21 protein-coding genes and 1 other RNA gene are annotated in these 21,517 nt (G+C 69.2%); 11 read left to right on the plus strand and 11 right to left on the minus strand.

Annotation, left to right across the window (positions count from 1 at the left end; all coding sequences use genetic code 11):
* Window positions 1-2: 2 nt before the first annotated feature.
* Complete coding sequence (locus KBC94_RS10195; protein WP_294369542.1) at window positions 3-1,187, plus strand: GNAT family N-acetyltransferase; 1,185 nt, start codon at window positions 3-5, stop codon at window positions 1,185-1,187.
* Between the two features lie 83 nt (window positions 1,188-1,270).
* Entirely contained in the window at window positions 1,271-1,903 is a 633-nt protein-coding gene (locus KBC94_RS10200) for a YitT family protein (protein WP_294369545.1), read from the plus strand.
* An 85-nt stretch (window positions 1,904-1,988) separates the two neighbouring features.
* On the opposite strand, the gene ppa is transcribed toward KBC94_RS10200, so the two are convergent.
* A complete protein-coding gene (gene ppa / locus KBC94_RS10205) occupies window positions 1,989-2,516 on the minus strand; it encodes an inorganic diphosphatase (RefSeq protein WP_017757292.1) in 528 nt (175 codons plus the stop codon).
* A gap of 234 nt (window positions 2,517-2,750) precedes the next feature.
* Between ppa and KBC94_RS10210 the strand changes: the two genes are divergently transcribed.
* Entirely contained in the window at window positions 2,751-4,901 is a 2,151-nt protein-coding gene (locus KBC94_RS10210) for a sodium-translocating pyrophosphatase (RefSeq protein WP_294369552.1), read from the plus strand.
* A gap of 3 nt (window positions 4,902-4,904) precedes the next feature.
* Here KBC94_RS10210 and KBC94_RS10215 read toward each other — a convergent pair whose 3' ends face one another.
* Window positions 4,905-5,495 (minus strand): TetR/AcrR family transcriptional regulator, encoded by a 591-nt coding sequence (locus KBC94_RS10215; RefSeq protein ID WP_294369553.1) that lies wholly within the window; start codon window positions 5,493-5,495, stop codon window positions 4,905-4,907.
* Window positions 5,496-5,632: 137 nt separating this feature from the next.
* Here KBC94_RS10215 and KBC94_RS10220 point away from each other — a divergent pair, with 137 nt between their 5' ends.
* Window positions 5,633-6,454 carry a metal-dependent hydrolase gene (locus tag KBC94_RS10220; protein ID WP_294369557.1) on the plus strand — a complete coding sequence of 274 codons (822 nt, stop codon included), beginning with the start codon at window positions 5,633-5,635 and terminating at the stop codon, window positions 6,452-6,454.
* Window positions 6,455-6,549: 95 nt separating this feature from the next.
* On the opposite strand, the gene KBC94_RS10225 is transcribed toward KBC94_RS10220, so the two are convergent.
* Window positions 6,550-6,789 carry a hypothetical protein gene (locus tag KBC94_RS10225; RefSeq protein ID WP_017757288.1) on the minus strand — a complete coding sequence of 80 codons (240 nt, stop codon included), beginning with the start codon at window positions 6,787-6,789 and terminating at the stop codon, window positions 6,550-6,552.
* A 159-nt stretch (window positions 6,790-6,948) separates the two neighbouring features.
* Here KBC94_RS10225 and KBC94_RS10230 point away from each other — a divergent pair, with 159 nt between their 5' ends.
* Window positions 6,949-8,382, plus strand: coding sequence for an aldehyde dehydrogenase family protein (locus KBC94_RS10230; protein ID WP_294369560.1), 1,434 nt, complete (start codon window positions 6,949-6,951; stop codon window positions 8,380-8,382).
* A 19-nt stretch (window positions 8,383-8,401) separates the two neighbouring features.
* Here the strand turns inward: KBC94_RS10230 and KBC94_RS10235 are convergent, their stop codons facing one another.
* Window positions 8,402-9,328, minus strand: a complete 927-nt coding sequence (locus tag KBC94_RS10235) for a ZIP family metal transporter (protein ID WP_294369561.1) — start codon at window positions 9,326-9,328, stop codon at window positions 8,402-8,404.
* A gap of 301 nt (window positions 9,329-9,629) precedes the next feature.
* On the opposite strand from KBC94_RS10235, the gene moaA reads away from it, so the two are divergent.
* Genes moaA through glp form a run of 3 tightly spaced genes read left to right on the plus strand, consistent with a single transcriptional unit; the run spans window position 9,630 to window position 12,817 of the window.
* The gene (moaA, locus tag KBC94_RS10240) at window positions 9,630-10,763 is read left to right on the plus strand and encodes a GTP 3',8-cyclase MoaA (protein ID WP_294369562.1); all 1,134 of its coding nucleotides are present in this window, start codon (window positions 9,630-9,632) and stop codon (window positions 10,761-10,763) included.
* 58 nt (window positions 10,764-10,821) lie between these two features.
* Window positions 10,822-11,475, plus strand: a complete 654-nt coding sequence (gene mobA, locus KBC94_RS10245; RefSeq protein ID WP_366934673.1) for a molybdenum cofactor guanylyltransferase MobA — start codon at window positions 10,822-10,824, stop codon at window positions 11,473-11,475.
* A gap of 46 nt (window positions 11,476-11,521) precedes the next feature.
* A complete protein-coding gene (gene glp / locus KBC94_RS10250; protein WP_114804391.1) occupies window positions 11,522-12,817 on the plus strand; it encodes a gephyrin-like molybdotransferase Glp in 1,296 nt (431 codons plus the stop codon).
* A 51-nt stretch (window positions 12,818-12,868) separates the two neighbouring features.
* Here glp and rnhA read toward each other — a convergent pair whose 3' ends face one another.
* Both rnhA and KBC94_RS10260 read right to left on the minus strand, forming a co-directional pair.
* Entirely contained in the window at window positions 12,869-13,318 is a 450-nt protein-coding gene (gene rnhA, locus KBC94_RS10255) for a ribonuclease HI (protein ID WP_017761721.1), read from the minus strand.
* Complete coding sequence (locus KBC94_RS10260; protein ID WP_294369567.1) at window positions 13,315-14,091, minus strand: methyltransferase domain-containing protein; 777 nt, start codon at window positions 14,089-14,091, stop codon at window positions 13,315-13,317. The genes rnhA and KBC94_RS10260 overlap by 4 nt, the downstream gene beginning before the upstream one ends.
* Between KBC94_RS10260 and gloB the strand changes: the two genes are divergently transcribed.
* Both gloB and KBC94_RS10270 read left to right on the plus strand, forming a co-directional pair.
* Window positions 14,090-14,878, plus strand: coding sequence for a hydroxyacylglutathione hydrolase (gene gloB, locus KBC94_RS10265; protein WP_294369571.1), 789 nt, complete (start codon window positions 14,090-14,092; stop codon window positions 14,876-14,878). The two genes, KBC94_RS10260 and gloB, sit on opposite strands and share 2 nt — an antisense overlap.
* A complete protein-coding gene (locus tag KBC94_RS10270) occupies window positions 14,875-16,467 on the plus strand; it encodes a transglycosylase SLT domain-containing protein (protein ID WP_294369574.1) in 1,593 nt (530 codons plus the stop codon). Before gloB ends, KBC94_RS10270 begins: the two co-directional genes overlap by 4 nt.
* Before the next feature lie 15 nt (window positions 16,468-16,482).
* On the opposite strand, the gene KBC94_RS10275 is transcribed toward KBC94_RS10270, so the two are convergent.
* The 5 genes from KBC94_RS10275 to dnaX all read right to left on the minus strand — a co-directional run bounded on the left by KBC94_RS10275 (window position 16,483) and on the right by dnaX (window position 21,104).
* Complete coding sequence (locus KBC94_RS10275; protein WP_294369577.1) at window positions 16,483-17,517, minus strand: ABC transporter substrate-binding protein; 1,035 nt, start codon at window positions 17,515-17,517, stop codon at window positions 16,483-16,485.
* 213 nt (window positions 17,518-17,730) lie between these two features.
* Window positions 17,731-18,123 (minus strand): MAPEG family protein, encoded by a 393-nt coding sequence (locus KBC94_RS10280; protein WP_043118994.1) that lies wholly within the window; start codon window positions 18,121-18,123, stop codon window positions 17,731-17,733.
* A 10-nt stretch (window positions 18,124-18,133) separates the two neighbouring features.
* Window positions 18,134-18,724 carry a recombination mediator RecR gene (gene recR, locus KBC94_RS10285; protein WP_294369580.1) on the minus strand — a complete coding sequence of 197 codons (591 nt, stop codon included), beginning with the start codon at window positions 18,722-18,724 and terminating at the stop codon, window positions 18,134-18,136.
* Window positions 18,725-18,746: 22 nt separating this feature from the next.
* Complete coding sequence (locus KBC94_RS10290) at window positions 18,747-19,079, minus strand: YbaB/EbfC family nucleoid-associated protein (protein WP_017759408.1); 333 nt, start codon at window positions 19,077-19,079, stop codon at window positions 18,747-18,749.
* Window positions 19,080-19,127: 48 nt separating this feature from the next.
* Window positions 19,128-21,104 (minus strand): DNA polymerase III subunit gamma/tau, encoded by a 1,977-nt coding sequence (dnaX, locus tag KBC94_RS10295; RefSeq protein ID WP_294369585.1) that lies wholly within the window; start codon window positions 21,102-21,104, stop codon window positions 19,128-19,130.
* Window positions 21,105-21,191: 87 nt separating this feature from the next.
* Here dnaX and ffs point away from each other — a divergent pair.
* Window positions 21,192-21,288: signal recognition particle sRNA small type (gene ffs / locus KBC94_RS10300), an RNA gene on the plus strand.
* The last annotated feature ends 229 nt before the right edge of the window (window positions 21,289-21,517 follow it).

Genomic DNA, 21,517 nt, shown 5'->3' on the forward strand with positions numbered 1-21,517 from the left:
CCATGGCTGGAGCGTCCCTCGAATTCAGGATCGTCGACGATCCGCTGCTGATCGATGCCTCGTCGTGGAACACCCTGCTTGCCCGACAGGCTGCGCCGGGTCCCTTCATGCGCCACGAGTATCTTGCGGCGCTCCACACGAGCGGAAGCGCAACGGCGCAGACAGGCTGGGCCCCCGCCTTCGCCACCTTGTGGCGGGCCGATGAGCTGGTCGCCGCCTGCCCGCTCTACCTGAAGTCCCACTCCTACGGCGAATACGTGTTCGATTGGGCCTGGGCCAATGCCTACGAGCAGCATGGGATGCGCTATTACCCCAAGGCGCTGGTGGCGGTCCCGTTCACGCCGGTGCCGGGTGCCCGTCTGCTGGCGGTCGACCCGCCCACACGACAGGCACTCATCCGATCGCTGGTGGCCTGGGCCGCGGACAACGAACTGTCGTCCCTGCACCTGCTGTTCGGCGACGACGAGGACATCGCGGCCTGCGAGGCGGCTGGCCTCATGCTGCGGCACACAGTGCAGTTCCACTGGGAGAACCAGCATCCGGCGGCGAAGGGTCAAGCGGGTCCATACCAGGACTTCGACGACTTCCTCGCGGCCCTCAACCAGGAGAAGCGCAAGAAGATCCGCCAGGAGCGCCGCAAAGTCGCCGAAAGCGGCGTTCGCTTCCGGTGGGCTCGTGGCACAGACATCCGGGACGCGGACTGGGACTTCTTCTATCGCTGCTACGCGCGAACCTACCGTGAGCATGGAAACCCGCCCTATCTGACCCGGGACTTCTTTCACCGAATGGCGACCAGCCTGCCCGACGCCTGGCTCATCTTCGTGGCCGAGCGCGAGGGCCGGGCCATGGCCTGCAGCCTGATCGGCCTGGGTGCCGATGCCGATGGGCGGGGCGTTGCCTATGGGCGGTACTGGGGTGCTTTGGAGCGGGTCGACTGCCTGCACTTCGAGGCCTGCTATTACCAGCCCATCGAATGGTGCATCGCGCACCAGATTCACCGCTTCGAGGGCGGCGCACAGGGCGAGCACAAGATGGCCCGCGCGCTCATGCCCGTCAAGACCAGCAGCGCCCACTGGCTCGCCCACCCCGCCTTCGCGGATGCAGTGGAGCGCTTTCTGGAGCGCGAAGGCGAAGGCGTGTCGGCCTATCTGTCGGAACTCGGCGAACGAAGCCCGTTCCGCGCCTAGCCGCTCTCTTCGGGTGCCGGCAGCAGGACGGATCCCTGCGCCAGATCACGCGCGTCCTACCTGCCACCCGCTAAGCTTGATCGATGACCGACGCAGCCGCTCCCGTCACCCCTGCAGCCTCGCGGACCCGCCACGCGTTGTGGGAGGACGCGCTGGCCATCGCCAGCGGAACCCTGCTCATTTCCATGGGCGTGGCGCTGTTCACCACGGCCGGACTGCTGACGGGCGGCACGGCAGGCATTGCCTTCCTGCTCCACTACGGCACAGGCGCCAGCTTCGGCACGCTCTTCTTCCTTCTCAACCTGCCCTTCTACTGGCTGGCCTGGCGCAAGCTGGGCGCGGCCTTCACCGTCAAGACCTTCCTGGCCGTCGCCTCGCTGTCCTTGCTGACGCTGTGGCAGCCGGGGTTGCTGCATTTCGACCGCCTGCAGCCGCTCTACGCCGCCCTGGCAGGCGGGCTGGTGACGGGCACCGGCTTCCTGATTTTGTTCCGCCACCGCTGCAGCTTGGGGGGCATCGGCATCCTTGCGGTCTGGCTGCAGGAGAAGAAGGGCTGGCGCGCCGGGCAGGTGCAGATGGGCTTCGACTGCCTCATCGTCGCCACCGCGTTCGCGTTGGTGGAGCCGCAGCGGGTGATGCTGTCCATCGCAGGGGCCATCGCGCTCAACGCCGTGCTGGCCATCAACCACAAGCCGGGGCGCTACCTGGGCTTCTGACAGGCCTGCCCTGCCAGGGCGCGTGCCGAACGCAGACGAAAAAGCCCGCCGAAGCGGGCTCATGATCGCAATCCGCGGCGGCGGATTACTTCTTGTACGCGGCGATGCCGTCGGTGATTTCCTTGTGGGCGGCCTCGACGCCGTCCCAGCCCAGCACCTTGACCCACTTGCCGGCTTCGAGGTCCTTGTAGTGCTCGAAGAAATGGCTGATGGCCTTGAGGCGCATCGGGTTCACGTCCTGAACCGTCTTCCAGTGGCTGTAGATCGGCAGGATCTTGTCGGTGGGCACGGCCAGCACCTTGCCATCCACGCCTGCTTCGTCTTCCATCTTCAGGATTCCCAGCGCGCGGCACTTGACCACCACGCCCGGCAGCAGCGGATAGGGCGTGACCACCAGCACATCCACCGGGTCGCCGTCGCCCGACAGGGTCTGCGGCACGTAGCCGTAGTTGGTGGGGTAGTACATCGCCGTGGTCATGAACCGGTCGACGAAGATCGCGCCGGTCTCCTTGTCCACCTCGTACTTGATCGGATCGGCGTTCATCGGGATCTCGATGACGACGTGGAACTCTTCAGGGGCCTTGGCGCCCGGGGGGATTTTGTCGAAGGACATGCTTGTCTTTGGTTGGAGTGGCGTTCGCCCCGTGGGTCGGGACAAACCCCGAGTTTAGCCAGCGGGCCGACGCCAGCCTGACACCGGCTCGGTTTGCCTGTAAATTCGTTGCGTTGGCCAATCAATGCAAGGCGGGTTCTGCCCGGGCATCGAGGAAGCAACGCGGCGGCAGTTGGGCCCGACGCGTTGCGGCAGGGTCCCGGCTGGCGTCTTCACAACCACATGGAGACGGCAATGACTGGCAACTTCCCTTTGTATGCGGTGATCGCCTGCGGGCTGATCGCCGTCATCTACGGTGTCTGGGCGCGAAGCTGGATTCTTTCCCGCGATCCCGGTAACGCCCGCATGCAGGAGATCGCCGCGGCGATCCAGGCCGGTGCCTCGGCCTACCTGGCGAAGCAATACACAACCATCGGGATTGTGGGCTTGGTGCTCGCGGTGCTGATCGCGCTGTTCCTTGATGGACTGACGGCCGCGGGCTTCGTGGTCGGCGCCGTGCTGTCGGGCGCCTGCGGCTTCATCGGCATGAACGTGTCGGTCCGCGCGAATGTGCGCACGGCACAGGCGGCTGCGCAGGGCATCGGACCGGCGTTGCAGGTGGCGTTCCGGGGTGGCGCCATCACCGGGATGCTGGTGGTCGGGCTGGGGCTGCTGGGGGTCGCCGGCTTCTACGCCTTCCTGGGCGCGGGCACGGCCACGCCGCAGGCACTGAATCCGCTGATCGGCTTTGCCTTCGGCTCCTCGCTGATCTCCATCTTCGCCCGGCTCGGCGGCGGCATCTTCACCAAGGGAGCGGACGTCGGCGCCGACCTCGTCGGCAAGGTCGAAGCCGGCATTCCCGAGGACGATCCGCGCAACCCCGCCGTGATCGCCGACAACGTGGGCGACAACGTCGGCGACTGCGCCGGGATGGCGGCCGACCTCTTCGAGACCTACGCCGTCACGCTGATCGCCACCATGGTGCTGGGCGCCTTGATGGTCACGGCAGCGCCGGCGAATGCGGTGATCTATCCGCTGGCGCTGGGCGGCGTCTCGATCATCGCGTCCATCGTCGGCTGCTTCTTCGTCAAGGCGTCACCGGGCATGACCAACGTGATGCCGGCGCTCTACCGCGGCCTGGCGGTGGCCGGCGCTCTGTCTCTCGTCGCCTTCTGGTTCGTCACGGCCTGGCTGATGCCGGACAACGCGGTGGTCGCCGCCGGCAGCCAGCTGCGCCTGTTCGGCGCCTGCTTCGTCGGCTTGGCACTGACGGCAGCGCTGGTATGGATCACCGAGTACTACACGGGCACGCAGTACAAGCCGGTGCAGCATGTGGCGCAGGCCTCGACGACGGGCCATGGCACCAACATCATTGCCGGCCTGGGGGTGTCCATGCGCTCCACGGCATGGCCCGTGATCTTCGTCTGCGCCGCGATCCTGGCGGCCTACACGCTGGCCGGGCTGTACGGCGTCGCCGTCGCGGCGACCTCGATGCTCTCCATGGCCGGCATCGTGGTCGCGCTGGACGCCTACGGCCCCATTACCGACAACGCGGGTGGCATCGCGGAGATGGCCGAACTGCCGTCATCCGTCCGCGACGTGACGGACCCGCTGGATGCCGTCGGCAACACGACCAAGGCGGTGACCAAGGGCTATGCCATCGGCTCGGCGGGTCTGGCAGCGCTGGTGCTGTTCGCCGACTACACGCACAAGCTCGAAAGCTATGGCCAGGCCATCGACTTCAACCTGTCCGATCCGCTGGTCATCGTGGGGCTGTTCATCGGGGGGCTGATTCCCTACCTCTTCGGCGCCATGGCCATGGAGGCTGTGGGCCGCGCGGCCGGCGCGGTGGTCGAGGAAGTGCGACGTCAGTTCCGCACCATCCCCGGCATCATGGACGGCACCGGCAAGCCCGAGTACGGCAAGGCGGTCAGCATGCTCACCGGCGCGGCCATCAAGGAGATGATGATCCCGTCGCTGCTGCCGGTACTCGTGCCCATCGTGGTGGGCCTGGTGCTGGGGCCGAAGGCCCTGGGCGGCCTCCTGATGGGCACCATCGTCACCGGCCTGTTCGTCGCGATCTCGATGTGCACTGGCGGCGGCGCCTGGGACAACGCCAAGAAGTACATCGAGGACGGCCATTTCGGCGGCAAGGGCAGCGAGACCCACAAGGCGGCCGTCACAGGCGATACGGTGGGCGACCCCTACAAGGACACGGCCGGGCCGGCCGTCAATCCGCTGATCAAGATCATCAACATCGTGGCGCTGCTCATCGTGCCGCTGGTGGTGCAGTTCCACGCGCCTCAGCCCCCGCGCGCGGCGAGCCTCGGCGCGCCCGTCTTCGGGCAAGTGGCCCAGGCACAGCCGACCACCTCGAACCCAATGCCGACGCCGACGCAACGCTGACCGTCAGCGCTGCGCCACGGCACGCACCAGGCGCGTGGCCGGCTCCACCAGCGCGGTGAGGTCGGCCTCCCGCCCCTCCTCCACCGCGAGGAGCACGAGTTCGTGGATGCCGCCCACGACCGTCATGGCCATCTGCCGGTCAAGCGGCTGGCCCTGCGCATCGGGAACGGCCGCGCCGATGAAATCGGCGATGGCCAGATGTACCCGGCGCCGGACCGCGAGGCCTTCCAGGCCCAGGCCGAGGATCTCGACGAACAGCGTGCGCAGAAGAACCGGATCGGAGGCCAGGCACTCCAGATAGGCCCGCACCGCGCCGTCCACCTGGACCTGCCAGGGCCTCGACCGGTCGACCGACTCGACCAGCACCTTCAACGCCACGCCGCTGGCCGCTTCATACAGCGCCAGCAGGCACTCGGTCTTGCCGGCGAAGTGCTCGTAGAAGGTACGGCGCGACACCGCGGCCTCCCGCACGATGTCGGCGATGGAGGTCTGGGCGTAGCCACGCGCCGCCAGGGCGCGGGCCATGCCTTGCAGCAGGCGCTCGCGATGGCCGGTCTCTGTGAGGTTCTCTTCGGGTGGGGTGGAGGTGTTCATGCAATGCGTAGGCCGAGGGAACGCGGCCGGCACGGATCGTACAAAGCCCTGATCGAAGCTTGGTCGGTACTTGAGCGTACCGACTCTTTGAAGGATGATCGCGGTACGCCACCGTACCAACCTTTGAAAGCGTTTTGATGAGCCAGCTTGTGATTCGAAGACTGCTGATCGACCTGGACGCCCCGTTCGATCGCCAGTGGTGCGCGGGCAATGCCTTCCAGACGGCGTTCTTCAATGCGCTGTCCATGAGCTTTCCGTTCGGGGAGCAGTTCTTCATCGATGCCGTGCGGGGCGCTCTGCCGCTGCTGGCGCCCGATGCGCAACAGCGCTGCCAGGCCGAAGTGCGCGGCTTCATCGGCCAGGAAGCCACGCACAGGCGCATTCACGCCCTGTTCAACGGCCAACTCGAACGGCAGGGCCTCGAGGATTCCTGGACGCCACGCATGAAGCAACGGATGGCACTGCTCGAGGGCCAGGATCCGCGACACGCCCTGGCGATCACTGCCGCGACCGAGCATTTCACCGCCCTCTTCGCGGACTGGCTGCTGCGCCATCCCCGGACGCTGGAGGCGGTCGAGCCTCGTCTGCGCACGATGTGGATGTGGCATGCGGCCGAGGAGTCGGAGCACAAATGCACCGCCTTCGACCTCTATCGCGCCGTCGGAGGCGCGGAATCATGGCGGCGGCGCTGGATGCGGCGCGTCACCCTGCTCTTCCTGACCGACCTGCTTCGACAGACCGTGGCCAATCTGCGCCATGAAAAACAGCTGTGGAAGCGATCGACCTGGCGGCAGGCTTGGCAGACCCTGTTCAGTCGCGAAGGCCTGCTGACCAGCAATGTGCGCGCGTGGCGCGCCTACTTTCGCCCGACGTTCCATCCCTCCGAACAGGAGGGCACGCTTGCGCAACAGTGGCTGGCCGACCACCGTGACAGCTACACCCCTGTCGGCGCAAACTGAATATCGGCAAACGACGAAGGCGGAATGCCCCGCCTTCAGCCCCCTGGAGCACCGGTCCAGGCTTCAAAGCGCCCCATGCGGGGCGCCCCGTGGGTTCAGCCGCCGCCCTTGAGCGTCGCTTCCAGTTCCTTGCAAGACGGCGCGCACACCGGCTGGGCCTTGCCCAGGACGCGCTTGGTCTGCATCAGGGAACGGGGGCGGTGCTTGCCGCACAGAAAGCACGACATCGTGGCGCCGCTGAAGGAGGACGAGGCCTTGAAAGGAGAACCCGGGGTCTTGGACTTGTAGCGCAGCCCAGCCTCGTCCATGGTCGTCTTGACATCAGAGCTGGCCATGAGCGCCTCCCTGTTGAACGAACACGCCGCGGACGGCAGAGAGAAGTGGGGAGTACATGCACGGCATGTCGTTATTTTCGGCGATTTCCGGATACCTGTTTTGACGGGGGACATTATCCCCGCCGACGCAATGGCGACGGCTCCTCCACAATTGGGGGCATGCAACTGAATTTCATCGCCAACGAGCATGCCGCCTCCGCCAGCGGCCGCGTGATTCCGGTCCTCGACCCCTCCGACGGCCAGGCCTTCGACGAACTGCAGCGCAGCGATGCGCGCGACATCGACGCCGCCGTGCAGGCCGCGCGCGCCTGCTACGAGGGCGCCTGGGCCCGCCTGTCGGCCGCCGACCGCGGCCGCCTGCTGTACCGCCTGTCGGTGAAGGTGGCGGAACACGCCGACGAACTCACGGCGCTGGAGCAACGTGACTGCGGCAAGCCGACCAAGCAGGCACGCGCCGATGCGCTGGCCTTGGCGCGCTACTTCGAGTTCTACGCCGGGGCATGCGACAAGTTCCACGGCGAAACCATTCCGTACCTGGACGGCTACAGTGTCATGACGTGGCGCGAGCCGCATGGCGTGACCGGCCATGTGATCCCCTGGAACTACCCCATGCAGATTTTCGGGCGAAGCGTCGGTGGCGCGCTGGCCGCGGGCAACTGCTGCGTGGTCAAGCCGGCCGAAGACGCCTGCCTGTCGCTCATCCGCGTGGCGCAACTGGCCGCCGAAGTGGGTTTTCCCGCGGGCGCCATCAACATCGTGACCGGCTACGGCCATGAGGTGGGCGACGCACTGGCACGCCACCCCGGCATCGACCACATCAGCTTCACCGGCAGTCCGCGCGTGGGGACGCTGATCCAACAGGTGGCCGCCGAGCGCCACTGCCCGGTCACCCTCGAGCTTGGCGGCAAGAGCCCGCAGATCGTCTTTGCCGATGCCGACCTGGATGCCGCCATTCCGGTGCTCATCAATGCCATCGTGCAGAACTCGGGCCAGACCTGCTCGGCCGGCTCGCGCGTGCTCATCGAAGGCAGCATCTACGAACCGCTGCTCGACCGCCTCGGCGCAGCGTTCGAGAAGCTGCGCGTCGGCCCCGCCGCCATGGACCTGGACCTCGGCCCGCTGATCCGTCAGACCCAGCAACAGCGCGTGTGGGACTTCCTCTCCGATGCCCAGACCGCCGGCATCCCTATGGTGGCCCAGGGCCAGGTCGTGGAGGAGGCGCCCGATTCCGGCTTCTACCAGGCGCCCACGCTGCTGCGCGACGTGCCGGTGGACCACCGCATCGCCCAGGAGGAAGTCTTCGGCCCCGTGCTGGCGGCCATGCGTTTCGATGGCGAGGACGACGCGGTGCGCCTGGCCAATGCCACGCAGTTCGGCCTCGTGGCCGGCGTGTGGACGCGCGATGGCTCGCGGCAGTTCCGAATGGCCAAGCGGCTGCGCAGCGGCCAGGTGTTCATCAACAACTACGGCGCGGGCGGCGGGGTCGAACTGCCCTTCGGCGGCGTGAAGTCTTCCGGCTACGGCCGCGAGAAAGGCTTCGAGGCGCTGTACGGCTTCACCACGATGAAGACGATCGCCATTCGCCACGGCTGATGCCGGCCGTGCACGGGGCTCAACCGAGCGCCGTGTCCAGCAACATCATCAGGACGAAGCCGACCATCAGCCCACCCGTCGCGAAGGCCTCATGGCCCTTCCGATGGGACTCAGGGATGATTTCGTGGCTGATGACGAAGAGCATCGCGCCGGCCGCAAAGCCCAGTCCCCAGGGCAGGAGCAGGGCCGAATGCTCAACGACTGCCGCGCCGAGCACAGCGCCCAGCGGCTCGATCAGGCCGGACGCCATGCCCAGCGCAACCGCGAGACCGCGCCCATAACCCGCAGCCAGCAGCGCCACCGCGACCACCAACCCCTCGGGCACGTCCTGGATCGCGATGCCCGTCGCCAGCGCGTTGGCACGCAGCCCATCGTTGCCCGCGTAGCCGACGCCGATGGCCAGTCCTTCGGGCAGGTTGTGCAGGGCGATGGCGATCACGAACAGCCAGGTGCGCCGCAACGTGCGCACGGCATCGGTGTCGCGTCCTTCGCGGCCCTTGATGAAATGTTCGTGAGGCAGCAGCTTTTCCATGGTCATCAAGGCCGCTGCGCCCAGCAGGATCGCGGCGCCGATCACGCCGCCCGCGGACCAGCGGCCGCCGCCGAACAGCGCCTGCTCCTTGGCCACCTCCAGCCCAGGCAGGATCAGCGAAAAAGCGCAGGCCGCCAGCATGACCCCGGCACCGAAGCCGAAGAGCGTGTCCTGTACGCGCTCGGAAAGCCGTTGGGAGAACAGCACCGGCAGCGTACCCAGCGCCGTGGCCAGGGCCGCGACCGAGCCACCCACCAGGGCCTGCCCCACCACCGCGCTGCTGGCAACCAGCGACCAGACCTGCCCTGCCAGCACCAACACGCCCAATCCCACGATGGCCAGGCCAAGCCAGCGGCGCGCGGTGCGCGGACGCCGGCGCGTGGCAGGCCAGGCAGCGGTTTCAGAGTCGTTCATGGTCGGTCCTTGCGGTTATGGCGGCGCTCCGGCACCGGGAGGACGCCCGCCCTCCAACGTTGGAGCGCTGGCAGTGAACCACCCGGCCCGCCCCGTCGATGTAGTCCGGGCGCCGGTCCGGCTACCAGCGGACGCAGGGGGTGTCGGCGGCTGGGCGTCGCCTGCCCGCGGGCAGCGCGCGGCCGTCCCCCCAGGGTTCTCCCGCAAGGGCAGACCCCACGCTGCGCCGGAATGCACCCCGTCGATAAACTGCAACGCCCACCGACGTCGCCCTTGCGAGGCGCCGCTCCACACAGATCCCATGGCCTTTCGCGTGATTCCCCTCGTCGACCAGCGCCGCGATGCGCCCCTGCCCGCGCCGCGCGACGAAGAGGGGGTGCGCGCAGGCCTGCTGCAGGACAGGCTCGGGCGTCCCCTCACCGACCTGCGCATCAGCGTGACCGACCGCTGCAACTTCCGCTGCAGCTACTGCATGCCCAAGGAGGTGTTCGACAAGAACCATGTCTACCTCCCGCATTCCGCGCTGCTCAGCTTCGAGGAGATCACGCGTCTGGCGCGCGTATTCGTCGACCAGGGCGTGCGCAAGATCCGCCTCACGGGGGGCGAACCGCTGCTGCGCAAGAACATCGAGCACCTGATCGAGCAACTCGCCGCGCTGCGCACGCCCGACGGGTCGCCACTGGATCTGACGCTCACCACCAACGGCTCGCTCCTTGCACGCAAGGCGCATGCGCTCAGGGCCGCCGGCCTGCAGCGCGTGACGGTCAGCCTCGATGCGCTCGATGACGCCGTCTTCCGCCGCATGAACGACATGGATTTCCCGGTCGCGGACGTGCTGGCCGGCATCGATGCCGCGCGCGAGGCGGGGCTGGGGCCGATCAAGGTCAACATGGTCGTCAAGCGCGGCACCAACGAGCAGGAGATCCTGCCGATGGCGCGGCACTTCCGTGAGCGGCATGGCGGCGACGTGGTGCTGCGCTTCATCGAATACATGGACGTGGGCGCCACCAACGGCTGGCGCATGGACGAGGTGATGCCTTCCGCCGACGTGGTGGCGCACATCGCCGCCGAGTTGCCGCTGCTGCCCCTGGAGGCCAGCGCCCCGGGCGAGACCGCGCAGCGCTGGGCCTACGCCGATGGCCGCGGCGAGATCGGCGTCATCAGCAGCGTCACGCAGGCCTTCTGCCGCGATTGCAGCCGGCTTCGCCTTTCCACCGAAGGCCGCGTCTACCTTTGCCTCTTCGCCTCCCAGGGCCATGACCTGCGGCAACTGCTGCGCGGTGGCGCCGACGACGAGGCGCTGGCGCGCACCGTGCGCAGCATCTGGACGCAGCGGGGCGACCGCTATTCCGAGTTGCGGGCCCGCCGGCCTGCCGACGAGGTGGACGGGGGTCCGGCCCCTCGCCGCGTCGAGATGAGCTACATCGGCGGATGAACGCCAGCCCTCTTGCCGCGTGGATGCGCACGCCGCCAGCCAGGCCGGAGGACCGCCGTTGAGCGCCGCTGACGCGCCGCTGCATCACCCACCCGCCCTCGGGGCGGCCGCCCTCACCGGTGCCGTGCTGGCCGGCGGCCAGGGCCGGCGGATGGGCGGCGCCGACAAGGGCCTCCAGCCCTATCGCGGCCAGCCGCTGGCGCTGAACGCGCTGCAACGGCTGCAGCCCCAGGTGGAGGCCTGCCTCATCAGCGCCAATCGCCATCTGCCCACCTACGAGACTTTCGGCGTACCGGTGGTACAGGACAGCATCGCCGGCTTTGCCGGCCCGCTCGCCGGCATGCTGGCCACCATGGAGCACTGCACCACGCCATGGCTGCTGACGGTGCCGTGCGACGTGCCGGCGTTTCCCCCCGACCTTGCCGCACGCCTGTTGCAGGCCGCCCGGTCCGCGGCGGCCGACATCGCCATCCCCACGGTTCGAAGCGGGCCCGGCGACGACGACGCGCGTCCGCAACCCGTGTTCTGCCTCGTCCACACGCGGCTGCACGCCAGCCTGTGCGACTGGCTGGCCCGCGGCGAGCGCCGCGTCATGGGCTGGGCACGCCAGCAGGGCGCGCAGCTGGTGCCCTTCGACCAGCCCGGCGACCCGGCCGCCTTCGCCAACATCAACACCCTGGAAGCGCTCGCCGCCCTCAACGACCAGCGCTGAGGCGGCCGATACTCGGCGGCCGCGCCCTGCCGGCACGCCTCCCGCCATGACCTCTTCGCCCAACCATCCCTCCCACGCCGACACCACGCCCGACCTGCATGTCGACGAAGTGCACCAGCGCATCGCCCGTCTGGTCGCGCGTGGCCGCAAGGACCTGCCGACCGAGCAGATCGCGCTGGGTGAAGCAGTGGGCCGCATCCTGGCGGCGGACGTCCTGTCGCCGGTTTCCGTTCCGCCGCACGACAACGCCGCCATGGACGGCTATGCCTTCTCCGGCGCGGCGCTGCAGTCCGCCGGCGCGGAGCTGGACCTGCGCGTGGTGGGAAAAGCCCGCGCGGGCGCACCGTGGAACGGCCAGCTGGGCCCGGGCGAAGCCCTGCGCATCATGACGGGCGCCGTGATGCCACGGGGCGCCGACACCGTGGTGCCTCAGGAGCTGTGCCAGCCGCAGGCCGACCGGGTGCGCTTCGACCGCCTCCGCGTCGTCGCCGGCGCGCACTGCCGCAAGGCGGGCGAGGACCTGCGGGCCGGGGGCTTGGCACTGGCTGCGGGGACACGCCTGGCGCCCGCGGCGCTCGGCCTTCTCGCGAGTCTCGGACAGGCAGAGGTGAACGTGCGGCGCAGGCTCCGCGTCGCCGTCCTGTCCACCGGGGACGAACTGCTCCAGCCCGGCGAGCCGCCACGTCCCGGTGCGATCTACGACAGCAACCGCACCACCCTCTCGGCGCTCGTGCGCAGCCTGGGCCTGGCGCCGCTCGACCTGGGCCCGGTGCCCGACCGGGCCGACGCCCTGGCCGCAGCGCTGACCGATGCCGGACGGCAGGCGGACGTGGTGATCAGCTCCGGCGGCGTGAGCGTGGGCGAGGCCGACCACACACGGTCCGCACTCGCAGCATCGGGCGAACTGGCCTTCTGGCACGTCGCGATGCGCCCCGGCCGCCCCTTTGCTGCTGGCGTGCTGACGGGCGATGCCGGCGCCCCGCTGCCCTTCTTCGGCCTTCCGGGCAACCCGGTGGCCGCGATGGTGAGCTTTCTGGTCTTCGTGCGGCCGGCGCTGCTGCAACTGGCCGGGTGCGGCGCAGCCGAGGCGGTCGCGCCGCCCCTGGTGCGTGCACGCACGAGCCGCGCGCTGCGCAAGCGCCCCGGCCGGACCGAGTACCAGCGCGCGGTGCTCCGCCGGGTGCCCGGCGCCCTGCCGGTGGTCGACGTCGCGCTCAACCAGAGTTCGGCGGTGCTCAGCGCGATGGTGGCGGCAGACGCCCTGGTCGTGCTGCCGCACGATCAGGGCCACGTCGACGCCGACGAGGAAGTCGACGTGCTGCTGCTGGACACGCTGTCCTGACGGCGGTGCGCGCCTGGCGCCCGGCGGTCGCCGTGAACAACGACGGAAAGCTCAGGCGCGCCCCTGCGCGTGCAGCACGCCACGGTTGGCGAGTGCGTCCGCGCGTTCATTGCCTGGATCGCCCGAGTGCCCGCGCACCCAGCGCCATTCGATCTGGTGCCCGCCGTCGGCCACCAGCTGATCGAGCCGCTTCCACAGCTCCACATTCTTGACCGGCTGACCGGTCGAGGTGCGCCAGCCCTTGGCCTTCCAGCTGCGGATCCAGGACGTGATGCCCTGGCGCACGTACTGGCTGTCCAGGAAGAGCACCACGCGGCAGGGCCGCTTGAGCGCGGCCAGCGCCTCGATCACCGCCATCAGCTCCATGCGGTTGTTGGTGGTGTCCAGCTCGCCGCCGAAGATTTCTTTTTCAAAGGTGCCGGACTTGAGCCAGGCGCCCCAGCCGCCTGGGCCGGGATTGCCCTTGCAGGCACCGTCGGTGTAGATCGTGACTTCGTTCAAAGGGTGTGTTTCTTTCCAGTTCTGGACGTCCGGCCGGCGATCGGGCGCGGTGCCGCAGCCATCGCCGGTCGCCGCTTCCAGTCGGCCGGCAGCAGACGCATGCCGCGCACGCGCTTGACCGCGACGACGAAATAGACGGCGCCGAAGATGGGCCACCAGCGCTCGCCCAGGTCGTCCATCCAGCGGTAGCGCTGCAGCCAGGCTTCACCGCGCGCGGCCGGCCGGTACAGGCCGAAGCGGCCGGACTCGACCTCGAAGCCCAGCAGACGCAGCCAGTCGCGCAGACGCCAGTAGTTGATGAGTTCGGAGGGGCCCGGCAAATAAAGTTCGCCGCCGCCCAGATGCCGGTACAGTCGGGCCCGGCGCTGCCGCAGGCCCCAGAGACTCGCCGGGTTCAGCCCGCAGACGACCACGCGGCCTTCGGGCACCAGCACCCGTTCCACCTCGCGCAGCGTGGTGTGCGGGTCGGCAGCGAGTTCGAGCGTGTGAGGCAGCGTGACGAGGTCCAGGCTGTTGGCGCCGAAGGGCAAGGCCGAGAAGTCCGTCAGCAGGCCGGCCGAAGCGGCCGGCGGCTCCTCCGGACCGCCGGCGAGCCAGCGATGCGGCATGCGGTTGGTGCGCAGCGTGTCGATCTCGGCACAGCCCAGCTGCAGTGCGTGATAACCAAAGATGTCGACCACCGCCTCGTCGAACTGCGACGCCTCCCAGGCCTGCAGCAGGCGGCCGGGCGGGGTCTTCAACCAATCGCCCAACTTTATAATTTGATCGGTCATGACCCTTGTTCCGTTGCCTGCTTTCGCCGACAACTACATCTGGATGCTCCAGATTGGCGCGCAGGCCGCCGTGGTGGATCCAGGCGACGCCGGACCGGTGTTCGACGCCTTGGCCCGGGAGCCCGGGCTTGAACTGGCGGCGATTCTAGTCACACACCATCACGGCGATCACACGGGCGGCGTGGCTGCGCTGCGCGAGGCCACCGGAGCTCAGGTCTTCGGTCCGGCCACTGAAAACATCCCCCAGCCCTTCACGCCACTGCGCGGTGGCGACCCTGCGCGCGCGCTCGGTCTGACCTTCGAGGTGATCGACGTCCCCGGCCACACCGCGGGCCACATCGCCTACGTGCTGCGCGAGCCGCCCGCCCCTCTTTCCCATCCGCTGCTCTTCTGCGGCGACACCCTCTTCTCGGGCGGCTGCGGCCGCCTGTTCGAGGGCACAGCGGCGCAGATGCTGGCCTCGCTCGATGCGCTGGCTGCCCTGCCCGACGACACCCAGGTGTGCTGCGCGCATGAGTACACCCTCTCCAACCTGCGCTTTGCCCTGGCGGTGGAACCCGGCAATGCCGCGCTAGTCGATCACGAGCGCCACTGCCAGACGCTGCGCGCCCAGGGGCGCCCCACCCTGCCGGCCCGGCTGGCGATGGAGCGCCGCACCAACCCCTTTCTGCGCTCGCGCGAAGGCACCGTTATCGCCGCCGTCCAGGCGCACGCGCCCGGCGTGCAGTCCGACGACGAGGTTGCCGTCTTCGCTGCCCTGCGCCAATGGAAAAACGACTTCCGATGAAGAGACTTCTCGCCGCCGCCATGGTGGCTGCCTCGCTGTTCCTGGCCGGCTGCGCCAGCACCCCGCCCGACTCCAAGGCGATCCAGGCCGCTGCGGCGGCCTCCTCGTCCTCGGCCGCGCCGGTTTATCCCTCGGGCCGGCTGACGCCGCTGGTGCCCGGCAGCCAGGAATGGAGCGGCCACAGCGTGGTCACCCTCGCGCCGCCGGTGGACATGTGGGACCGCATCCGCCGCGGCTTCAAGATGCCCGACCTGGACAGCGACCTGGTGCGTGACCGCGAGCAGTGGTACGCCACCCGGCCCGACTACATCCAGCGGATGACGGAGCGCTCCAGCAAGTACATCTTCCACATCGTCGAAGAGCTCGAACGGCGCGGTATGCCCACCGAGCTGGCGCTGCTGCCCTACATCGAGAGCGCCTTCAACCCGCAGGCCGTCTCCAGCGCCCGGGCCACCGGCATGTGGCAGTTCATGCCGGCCACCGGCAACGACTACGACCTCAAGCAGAACCTGTTTCGCGACGACCGGCGCGACGTGGTCGCCTCCACCCGCGCCGCCCTCGACTACCTGCAGCGCCTGTACACCATGTTCGGCGACTGGCAGTTGGCGCTGGCGGCCTACAACTGGGGCGAGGGCAATGTGGGCCGCGCCATCGCGCGCAATCAGAAGGCTGGCCTGCCCACAGGCTACGCCGATCTGAAGATGCCCGACGAGACCCGCTACTACGTGCCCAAGCTGCAGGCGGTGAAGAACATCGTCGCCAACCCGCAGCAGTTCGGCGTCGACCTGCCCTTCATTGCCAACCACCCCTACTTCCAGACCGTCGAGCTCACGCGCGACCTGGACGTGGAACTCGCCGCCAAGCTGGCCGACGTGCGCATCGAGGACTTCCGGGCCCTCAACCCCGCCGCGCACAAGCCGGTGCTGCTGGCCGCCAGCGGCACGCCCATCCTGCTGCCCTGGGACAACGCCGCCGTCTTCAAGCGCAACTTCGAGGCCTACAACCAGGGCCAGTACGCGAGCTGGACGGCCTGGACGGTACCCTCCACCATGACCGTGGCCGACGCCGCCCAGCGCGCAGGCATGAGCGAAGCCGACCTGCGTGCGATGAACAACATCCCGCCGCGCATGCTGATCAAGTCGGGCTCCACGCTGATCGTGCCCCGCACCGCCCGCGTGAAGGAAGACGTCGCCGCAGTGGTGGCCGAGACGGGCCACCTGAGCTTCGAGCCCGAGATCGTCACCCGCCGCACCGTGGTCAAGGCGGGCCGCAACGACAGCGTCACCAGCATCGCCAACCGTTATAAGCTCAGCCCCGCACGGGTGGCGCAGTGGAACGACGTGGCAGCGGGCCACCGCTTCAAGCGCGGCTTCCAGGTCGTGGTGTACCTGCCCGTGCGTGCGGCGGCCGCCGAGAACGTGGGCAGCGGCGCCAAGCATGCCGTGGTCACCAGCAAGCGCGGCGGCGGTGTGGCCCGGGCCGCGGTCGCGCCGGTGTCCACGCGCGCGGTTGCGCGCAGCACCACGGCCAGCTCCAAGAAGGCGGTCACGTCGCCCCGTGGCGGCTCGCCGTCCAAGAAGAAGCGCTGACCGGCGCGCCGCCGATCAGGCCTTGAAGCGCTCCTTGGCGCGCTGGGCGAAGTCGTTGGTATAGAGCCGGTCCAGCTCGATCCGCTCCGGCCTGAAGCTGGCGTCGAAGGTGGTCATGGCGGCCAGTGCCGTGCGCGGCCCTTCCGGGGGAACCAGCCCGTCCAGCGCGATCGACTCGCGCACCTTGTCGAAGGCCGCCAGGTACAACGCGCGGTCGCCGAGCAGGTGACTTTCGGGAAGCGCCTTGATGAGGTCGCCGGGCCCGGCCGTCTGCAGCCACTTGAGGCTGTGCACGACCGCATTGGCCACCGCCTGCGCCGTGTTGGGTGCGCGCCGCAGGAAGTCCTCGGACGCATAGAGACAGGCGGCCGGCATGGGACCGCCGAACACCTCGGCCGTGCCACGCAAGGTGCGGCAATCGGCGATCAGCTTCACATCGCCTTTCTGTTCGAGCATCGTCATCACCGGTTCGCTGTTGCTCATGGCATCCACCTGGCCCGTGCGCAGCGCGGAAAGCGCGCCCGCGGACGAGCCCACGCCCACGTACTGCACGTCGCCAGGGCGCAGGCCGCCGCGGGCCGCCACCAGGCTGGCCATCATGTGCGTGGCCGATCCCACGGCCGACACGCCCACGCGACGCCCGCGCAGATCGGGCACCGCCTGATAGGCCGCAAAGCCTTTGGTCGACGTGCCCATGGCCACCTGGGGCGCGCGGCCCTGCAGCACGAAGCAAGGGAAGAACTGGCCGCCGGCCTGCAGGTTCAGCGTGTGCTCGAAGGCGCCCGAGCAGATATCGGCCGAACCGCTCAGCAGGGCCTGCAGGGCCCGCGCGCCCGCCGCATGGTCCACCACCTCCACGTCCAGGCCCTCGGCCCGGAAGTAGCCCAGCTGCTCGGACAGCGTCAGGGGCAGGTAGTAAAACGACGCCTTGCCCGCGACGGCAATGACGACGCGGTTCTTTTCGAGCCGCGGCTGGGTGCGCACGCCAGGCGCGATGGCCAGCGCGGCACCTGCGGCGGCCGCGGCGCAGAAGGCGCGGCGGTGGAGCATGGCGGCGGTGGTTCCTCTCTGGCAAGGCTGTGGTGCTCGCTGACAGGGTCGCCGCCCCGTCGCATCGAGGGGGCCGCGCCCTTCAGGAGAGCCCGGGCATTTGCCACGAGCTTAGGAGGCGCCGACGCGCAGCAGCATCCGGACCATCCCCCACACGGGTTTCCACGGAACGCACCGCGGGCAGCGGCGGCCCCCTACCGCCCACCGGGTGGCTCAGCGCCCGACGAAGAGGATCGCGATGTTGACCAGCAGCGCCAGCGCGAACACGGCGCTGCGCATCGTGCTGCGTCCGCGGATGTAGAGCGACACGAACACCACCCGCAGCAGCACGTAGGCGACCGCGAGGGCATCGAGCCGCGCCTGCGCCGCGCCGTACTGGTGGGCGATGACCACCGCACCGATGAAGAAGGGCAGGCTTTCGAAACCATTGGCATGGGCCGCCATGGCCCGCGCGCGCCAGCCCTCCAGGCGGCCGGCCCAGTCGCGTGGTGCATCGTTGTCGCGGCGGGCGAAGGCGCCCGCCTTGGCGATGTAGGCCGTCAGGTAGGGCAGCAAGGCGGCCACCAGCACGCACCAGTAGGCCAGCGTCAGATGGCTCGCGTTCACGCCTTGCGCCTCAACGGCGGTCGACCAGCGCGTGCGCGATGGTGCCCAGGTCGACGTACTCCAGCTCGCTGCCGGCCGGCACGCCACGCGCCAGGCGCGTCACGGTCAGGCCGCGGCTGCGCAGCGCCTCGGCGATCACATGGGCCGTCGCCTCGCCTTCGGCCGTGAAGTTGGTGGCGACAATCACTTCGCGCACATGGCCGTCGGTGGCCCGCGCCACGAGCTGGTGCAGGCCGATGTCGCGCGGGCCCACGCCGTCGAGCGGACTCAAACGCCCCATCAGCACAAAGTAGTAGCCGCGGAAGGCGCCCGTCCGCTCCAGTGCCGCCTGGTCGGCCGGCGTCTCCACCACCGCCAGCTTGCTGGCGTCGCGCTGCGGGTCGCGGCAGACCTCGCACAGCTCGGCCTCGGTGAAGGTGTTGCAGCGGCTGCAGTGGTGCACCTGCAGCACCGCGTCCTGCAGCGCGCGGGACAGCACCTGCGCGCCGTTGCGATCATGCTGCAGCAGATGGAAGGCCATGCGCGAGGCCGACTTGGCGCCCACACCCGGCAGGCGCCGCAGCGCCTCGATCAGCGTGTCGAGCGAATGGGCGTCGGACATGGTGGAGCGGCGGAAGGCTGGCTCAGAAGGGGAACTTCATGCCACCGGGCAGGCCCGGCATACCGGCCGTGATCTTGCCCATCTTCTGCTCGCTGGTCTCCTCGGCCTTGCGCACGGCGGCATTGAAGGCGGCAGCCACGAGGTCCTCAAGCATGTCCTTGTCGTCGGCCAGCAGGCTGGGGTCGATGGTCACGCGCTTGACGTCGTGCTTGCAGGTCATGACGACCTTGACCAGGCCGGCGCCGGATTCGCCTTCGACCTCGATGTGCGCCAGTTCTTCCTGGGCCTTCTTGAGGTTGTCCTGCATGGCCTGGGCCTGCTTCATCAGGCCGGCGAGTTGTCCTTTGTTGAACATGGGCGGGTTCCTTCCTAGGTCTGGAGATAAGGTTGTCGGTGAACGGAATCAGGCCGGCTTGAGGGAGCCGGGCACGATGCGGGCATCCCACTGGCGCATCAGCGCCTGCACATCGGGATCGCCCATGATGGCTTGCTCGGCCGCGAGTTGGCGGGCCTCGGCAGCCGCCCTGTTGCGCAGCGCCGGGCTGTCGACCACGGCGCCCACCTCGATGGCCAGCCGCACAGCGTGGCCGGCGCCGGCCAGGGCATTCTGCAGCCGCTCGCGGCTGGCGCCCTGGTTGAGGGTTTCGCGCTCCACGCGCAGCAGCCACTGGTCGACGTCGCGCGCCACGAGCTGCGACTGCAGCGCCAGTTCGCGTGCCAGGGCATTGATCGCCTCGGCGGCCACGAGGCCCATCACGGTCTGGTGCCAGAAATCGCCCTCCTCGCTGGGACGGATGCGCCCGGCGGCGGACTCGCGCGGCGCCTCGCGCGCGCCCGGCGGCGGCTGCACGCGCAGCGGCACGGCAACCACCGGCGTGTCGGGCTCGCCGGTCGCGGGCGCCGGCCTGGGCGGCGGCGAAGGACTGCGGCCCCGCATGTCGACGACCGGCAGCCTTTGCACGGGGTGCCCGGCTGCGGGTGCGGAAGCGGGCGCCACGGGGGCGGGACGTGCAACGGAGACGGCGTGCGTCTCGGCCTCGGCACGCAGGACGACGGGCGCCGGCGATGCCTGCTGCGCAGGGGGCATCCGCTCCGCCGGTAGCCGTTCGGAAGGCGTCTCCGGCAACTGTGCGGGATGCGCATGCGCAGCCGGTGGCGCGGATGCAGACGCCTGCGCCGCGGACGAGCCCCGCGGCGTCGCAGGCGCCACCGCCATGCCGGCGGGTGCCGGCCGCGCCTCAGCGTTCAGCGGACTTTTTTTTTCAGCCGCGCCCGCAGGCTTGAAGGCCAGCAGACGCAGCAGCACCATGGTGAGCCCGGCGTACTCGTCGGGCGCCAGACCCAGTTCCGCACGGCCATGCAGGCAGATGCTGTAGAGCAGTTGCGTCTCGTCGGCGGGCATGGCGCCGGCCAGCCGCGCCACCTCGGCCGCATCCGGGTCGGCGGCATCGACGGCCGCGGCGCGGGCGGGCACGGCCTGCAGCACGGCCATGGCCTGGAGTACGGCCGTCATCTCCTCCAGCGTGGACGCGGCGGCCAGGCCAGCCACGCGCATGGCCTCGACGGTCTCGACCACGGTGCCGCCATCGCCACGCGCCAGGGCGTCGATCAGCGCATGCACATGGCCGCGGTCGGCGCTGCCCAGCATCTGGCGCACACCGCCTTCGGCAAGGCTGCCGTTGCCATAGGCGATGGCCTGGTCGGTGAGGGACAGCGCATCGCGCATGGAGCCGCGCGCCGCACGCGACAGCAGGCGCAGCGCGCCCGGCTCAGCCTCGATCTGCTCGGCGCCCAGGACACGCGTCAGGTGATCCAGCACCGTCTCGGGCGCCATGGGCCGCAGGTTGAACTGCAGGCAGCGGCTGAGCACCGTGACCGGTACCTTCTGCGGGTCGGTGGTGGCCAGGACGAACTTCAGGTACTCGGGCGGCTCTTCCAGCGTCTTGAGCATCGCGTTGAACGCGGTGTTCGTGAGCATGTGCACTTCGTCGATCATGAAGACCTTGAAGCGCCCCTGCACCGGCTTGTAGACGGCCTGCTCCAGCAAGCCCTGGACCTCGTCCACGCCACGGTTGGAGGCCGCGTCCAGTTCGGTGTAGTCGACGAAGCGGCCGGCATCGATGTCGGTGCAGGCCTGGCACACGCCGCAGGGCGTGGCGGTGATGCCGCCCTGGCCGTCCGGCCCCTGGCAGTTGAGCGATTTGGCCAGGATGCGCGAGACGGTGGTCTTGCCCACGCCGCGGGTGCCGGTGAAGAGGTAGGCATGGTGCAGCCGCTGCTGCGTGAGCGCATTGCTCAGGGCCTGCACCACATGCTCCTGGCCCACCATCTCGCCGAAATTGCGAGGACGGTATTTGCGGGCGAGCACGAGGTAGGACATCCGGTCGATTCTAAGAGGCGGTGCCCGCGGCCCCGGGATGGCCCGCCGCCGCGGGATGGCTTGCAAGCCTGGGTTATGATCGACCTCGACGGGCCTCCCCGCATGGTCAAGCGGCCAACCGGGTCAGGTGGGGAACCAAGCAGCCCTAACTGCGTAGCCAGTGCCGGGGGTAAGGCTCGTCACCTTCTTCTTCGATCATCGTGTCCGCGCCAGCGGGCCTCGAACCCGCCGGGTTCGCGATCCCTCCCCCATCTCCTCTGTGTCACCGCTGTGGGTCGGGCGCGTGCATTCGCGCCCTTTCCTCGGGTTCGTGAATGTTGCTTTGCAAATGTTAAGCGCTTGACAGCAGGCCGATCCGCCCCCCGCATCGATTCCTAGACTGCCGCCCAAAACCCCATCCCGGGGCTATTGGC

The organism is Pseudacidovorax sp. (assembly GCF_017991995.1).
In the GTDB taxonomy this organism is placed as follows: Bacteria; Pseudomonadota; Gammaproteobacteria; order Burkholderiales; family Burkholderiaceae_C; genus Xenophilus.

Bases quoted from the DNA above. Each gene is read 5' to 3' on its own strand.
- KBC94_RS10195 (WP_294369542.1), top strand. From the start codon at position 3: ATGGCTGGAGCGTCCCTCGAATTCAGGATCGTCGACGATCCGCTGCTG.
- KBC94_RS10220 (WP_294369557.1), top strand. From the start codon at position 5,633: ATGAGCCAGCTTGTGATTCGAAGACTGCTGATCGACCTGGACGCCCCG.
- ppa (WP_017757292.1), bottom strand. From the start codon at position 2,516: ATGTCCTTCGACAAAATCCCCCCGGGCGCCAAGGCCCCTGAAGAGTTC.
- KBC94_RS10230 (WP_294369560.1), top strand. From the start codon at position 6,949: ATGCAACTGAATTTCATCGCCAACGAGCATGCCGCCTCCGCCAGCGGC.
- KBC94_RS10225 (WP_017757288.1), bottom strand. From the start codon at position 6,789: ATGGCCAGCTCTGATGTCAAGACGACCATGGACGAGGCTGGGCTGCGC.
- KBC94_RS10210 (WP_294369552.1), top strand. From the start codon at position 2,751: ATGACTGGCAACTTCCCTTTGTATGCGGTGATCGCCTGCGGGCTGATC.
- dnaX (WP_294369585.1), bottom strand. From the start codon at position 21,104: ATGTCCTACCTCGTGCTCGCCCGCAAATACCGTCCTCGCAATTTCGGC.
- KBC94_RS10260 (WP_294369567.1), bottom strand. From the start codon at position 14,091: ATGACCGATCAAATTATAAAGTTGGGCGATTGGTTGAAGACCCCGCCC.
- KBC94_RS10200 (WP_294369545.1), top strand. From the start codon at position 1,271: ATGACCGACGCAGCCGCTCCCGTCACCCCTGCAGCCTCGCGGACCCGC.
- recR (WP_294369580.1), bottom strand. From the start codon at position 18,724: ATGTCCGACGCCCATTCGCTCGACACGCTGATCGAGGCGCTGCGGCGC.
- KBC94_RS10270 (WP_294369574.1), top strand. From the start codon at position 14,875: ATGAAGAGACTTCTCGCCGCCGCCATGGTGGCTGCCTCGCTGTTCCTG.
- KBC94_RS10215 (WP_294369553.1), bottom strand. From the start codon at position 5,495: ATGAACACCTCCACCCCACCCGAAGAGAACCTCACAGAGACCGGCCAT.
- glp (WP_114804391.1), top strand. From the start codon at position 11,522: ATGACCTCTTCGCCCAACCATCCCTCCCACGCCGACACCACGCCCGAC.
- KBC94_RS10290 (WP_017759408.1), bottom strand. From the start codon at position 19,079: ATGTTCAACAAAGGACAACTCGCCGGCCTGATGAAGCAGGCCCAGGCC.
- KBC94_RS10275 (WP_294369577.1), bottom strand. From the start codon at position 17,517: ATGCTCCACCGCCGCGCCTTCTGCGCCGCGGCCGCCGCAGGTGCCGCG.
- gloB (WP_294369571.1), top strand. From the start codon at position 14,090: ATGACCCTTGTTCCGTTGCCTGCTTTCGCCGACAACTACATCTGGATG.
- moaA (WP_294369562.1), top strand. From the start codon at position 9,630: ATGGCCTTTCGCGTGATTCCCCTCGTCGACCAGCGCCGCGATGCGCCC.
- KBC94_RS10235 (WP_294369561.1), bottom strand. From the start codon at position 9,328: ATGAACGACTCTGAAACCGCTGCCTGGCCTGCCACGCGCCGGCGTCCG.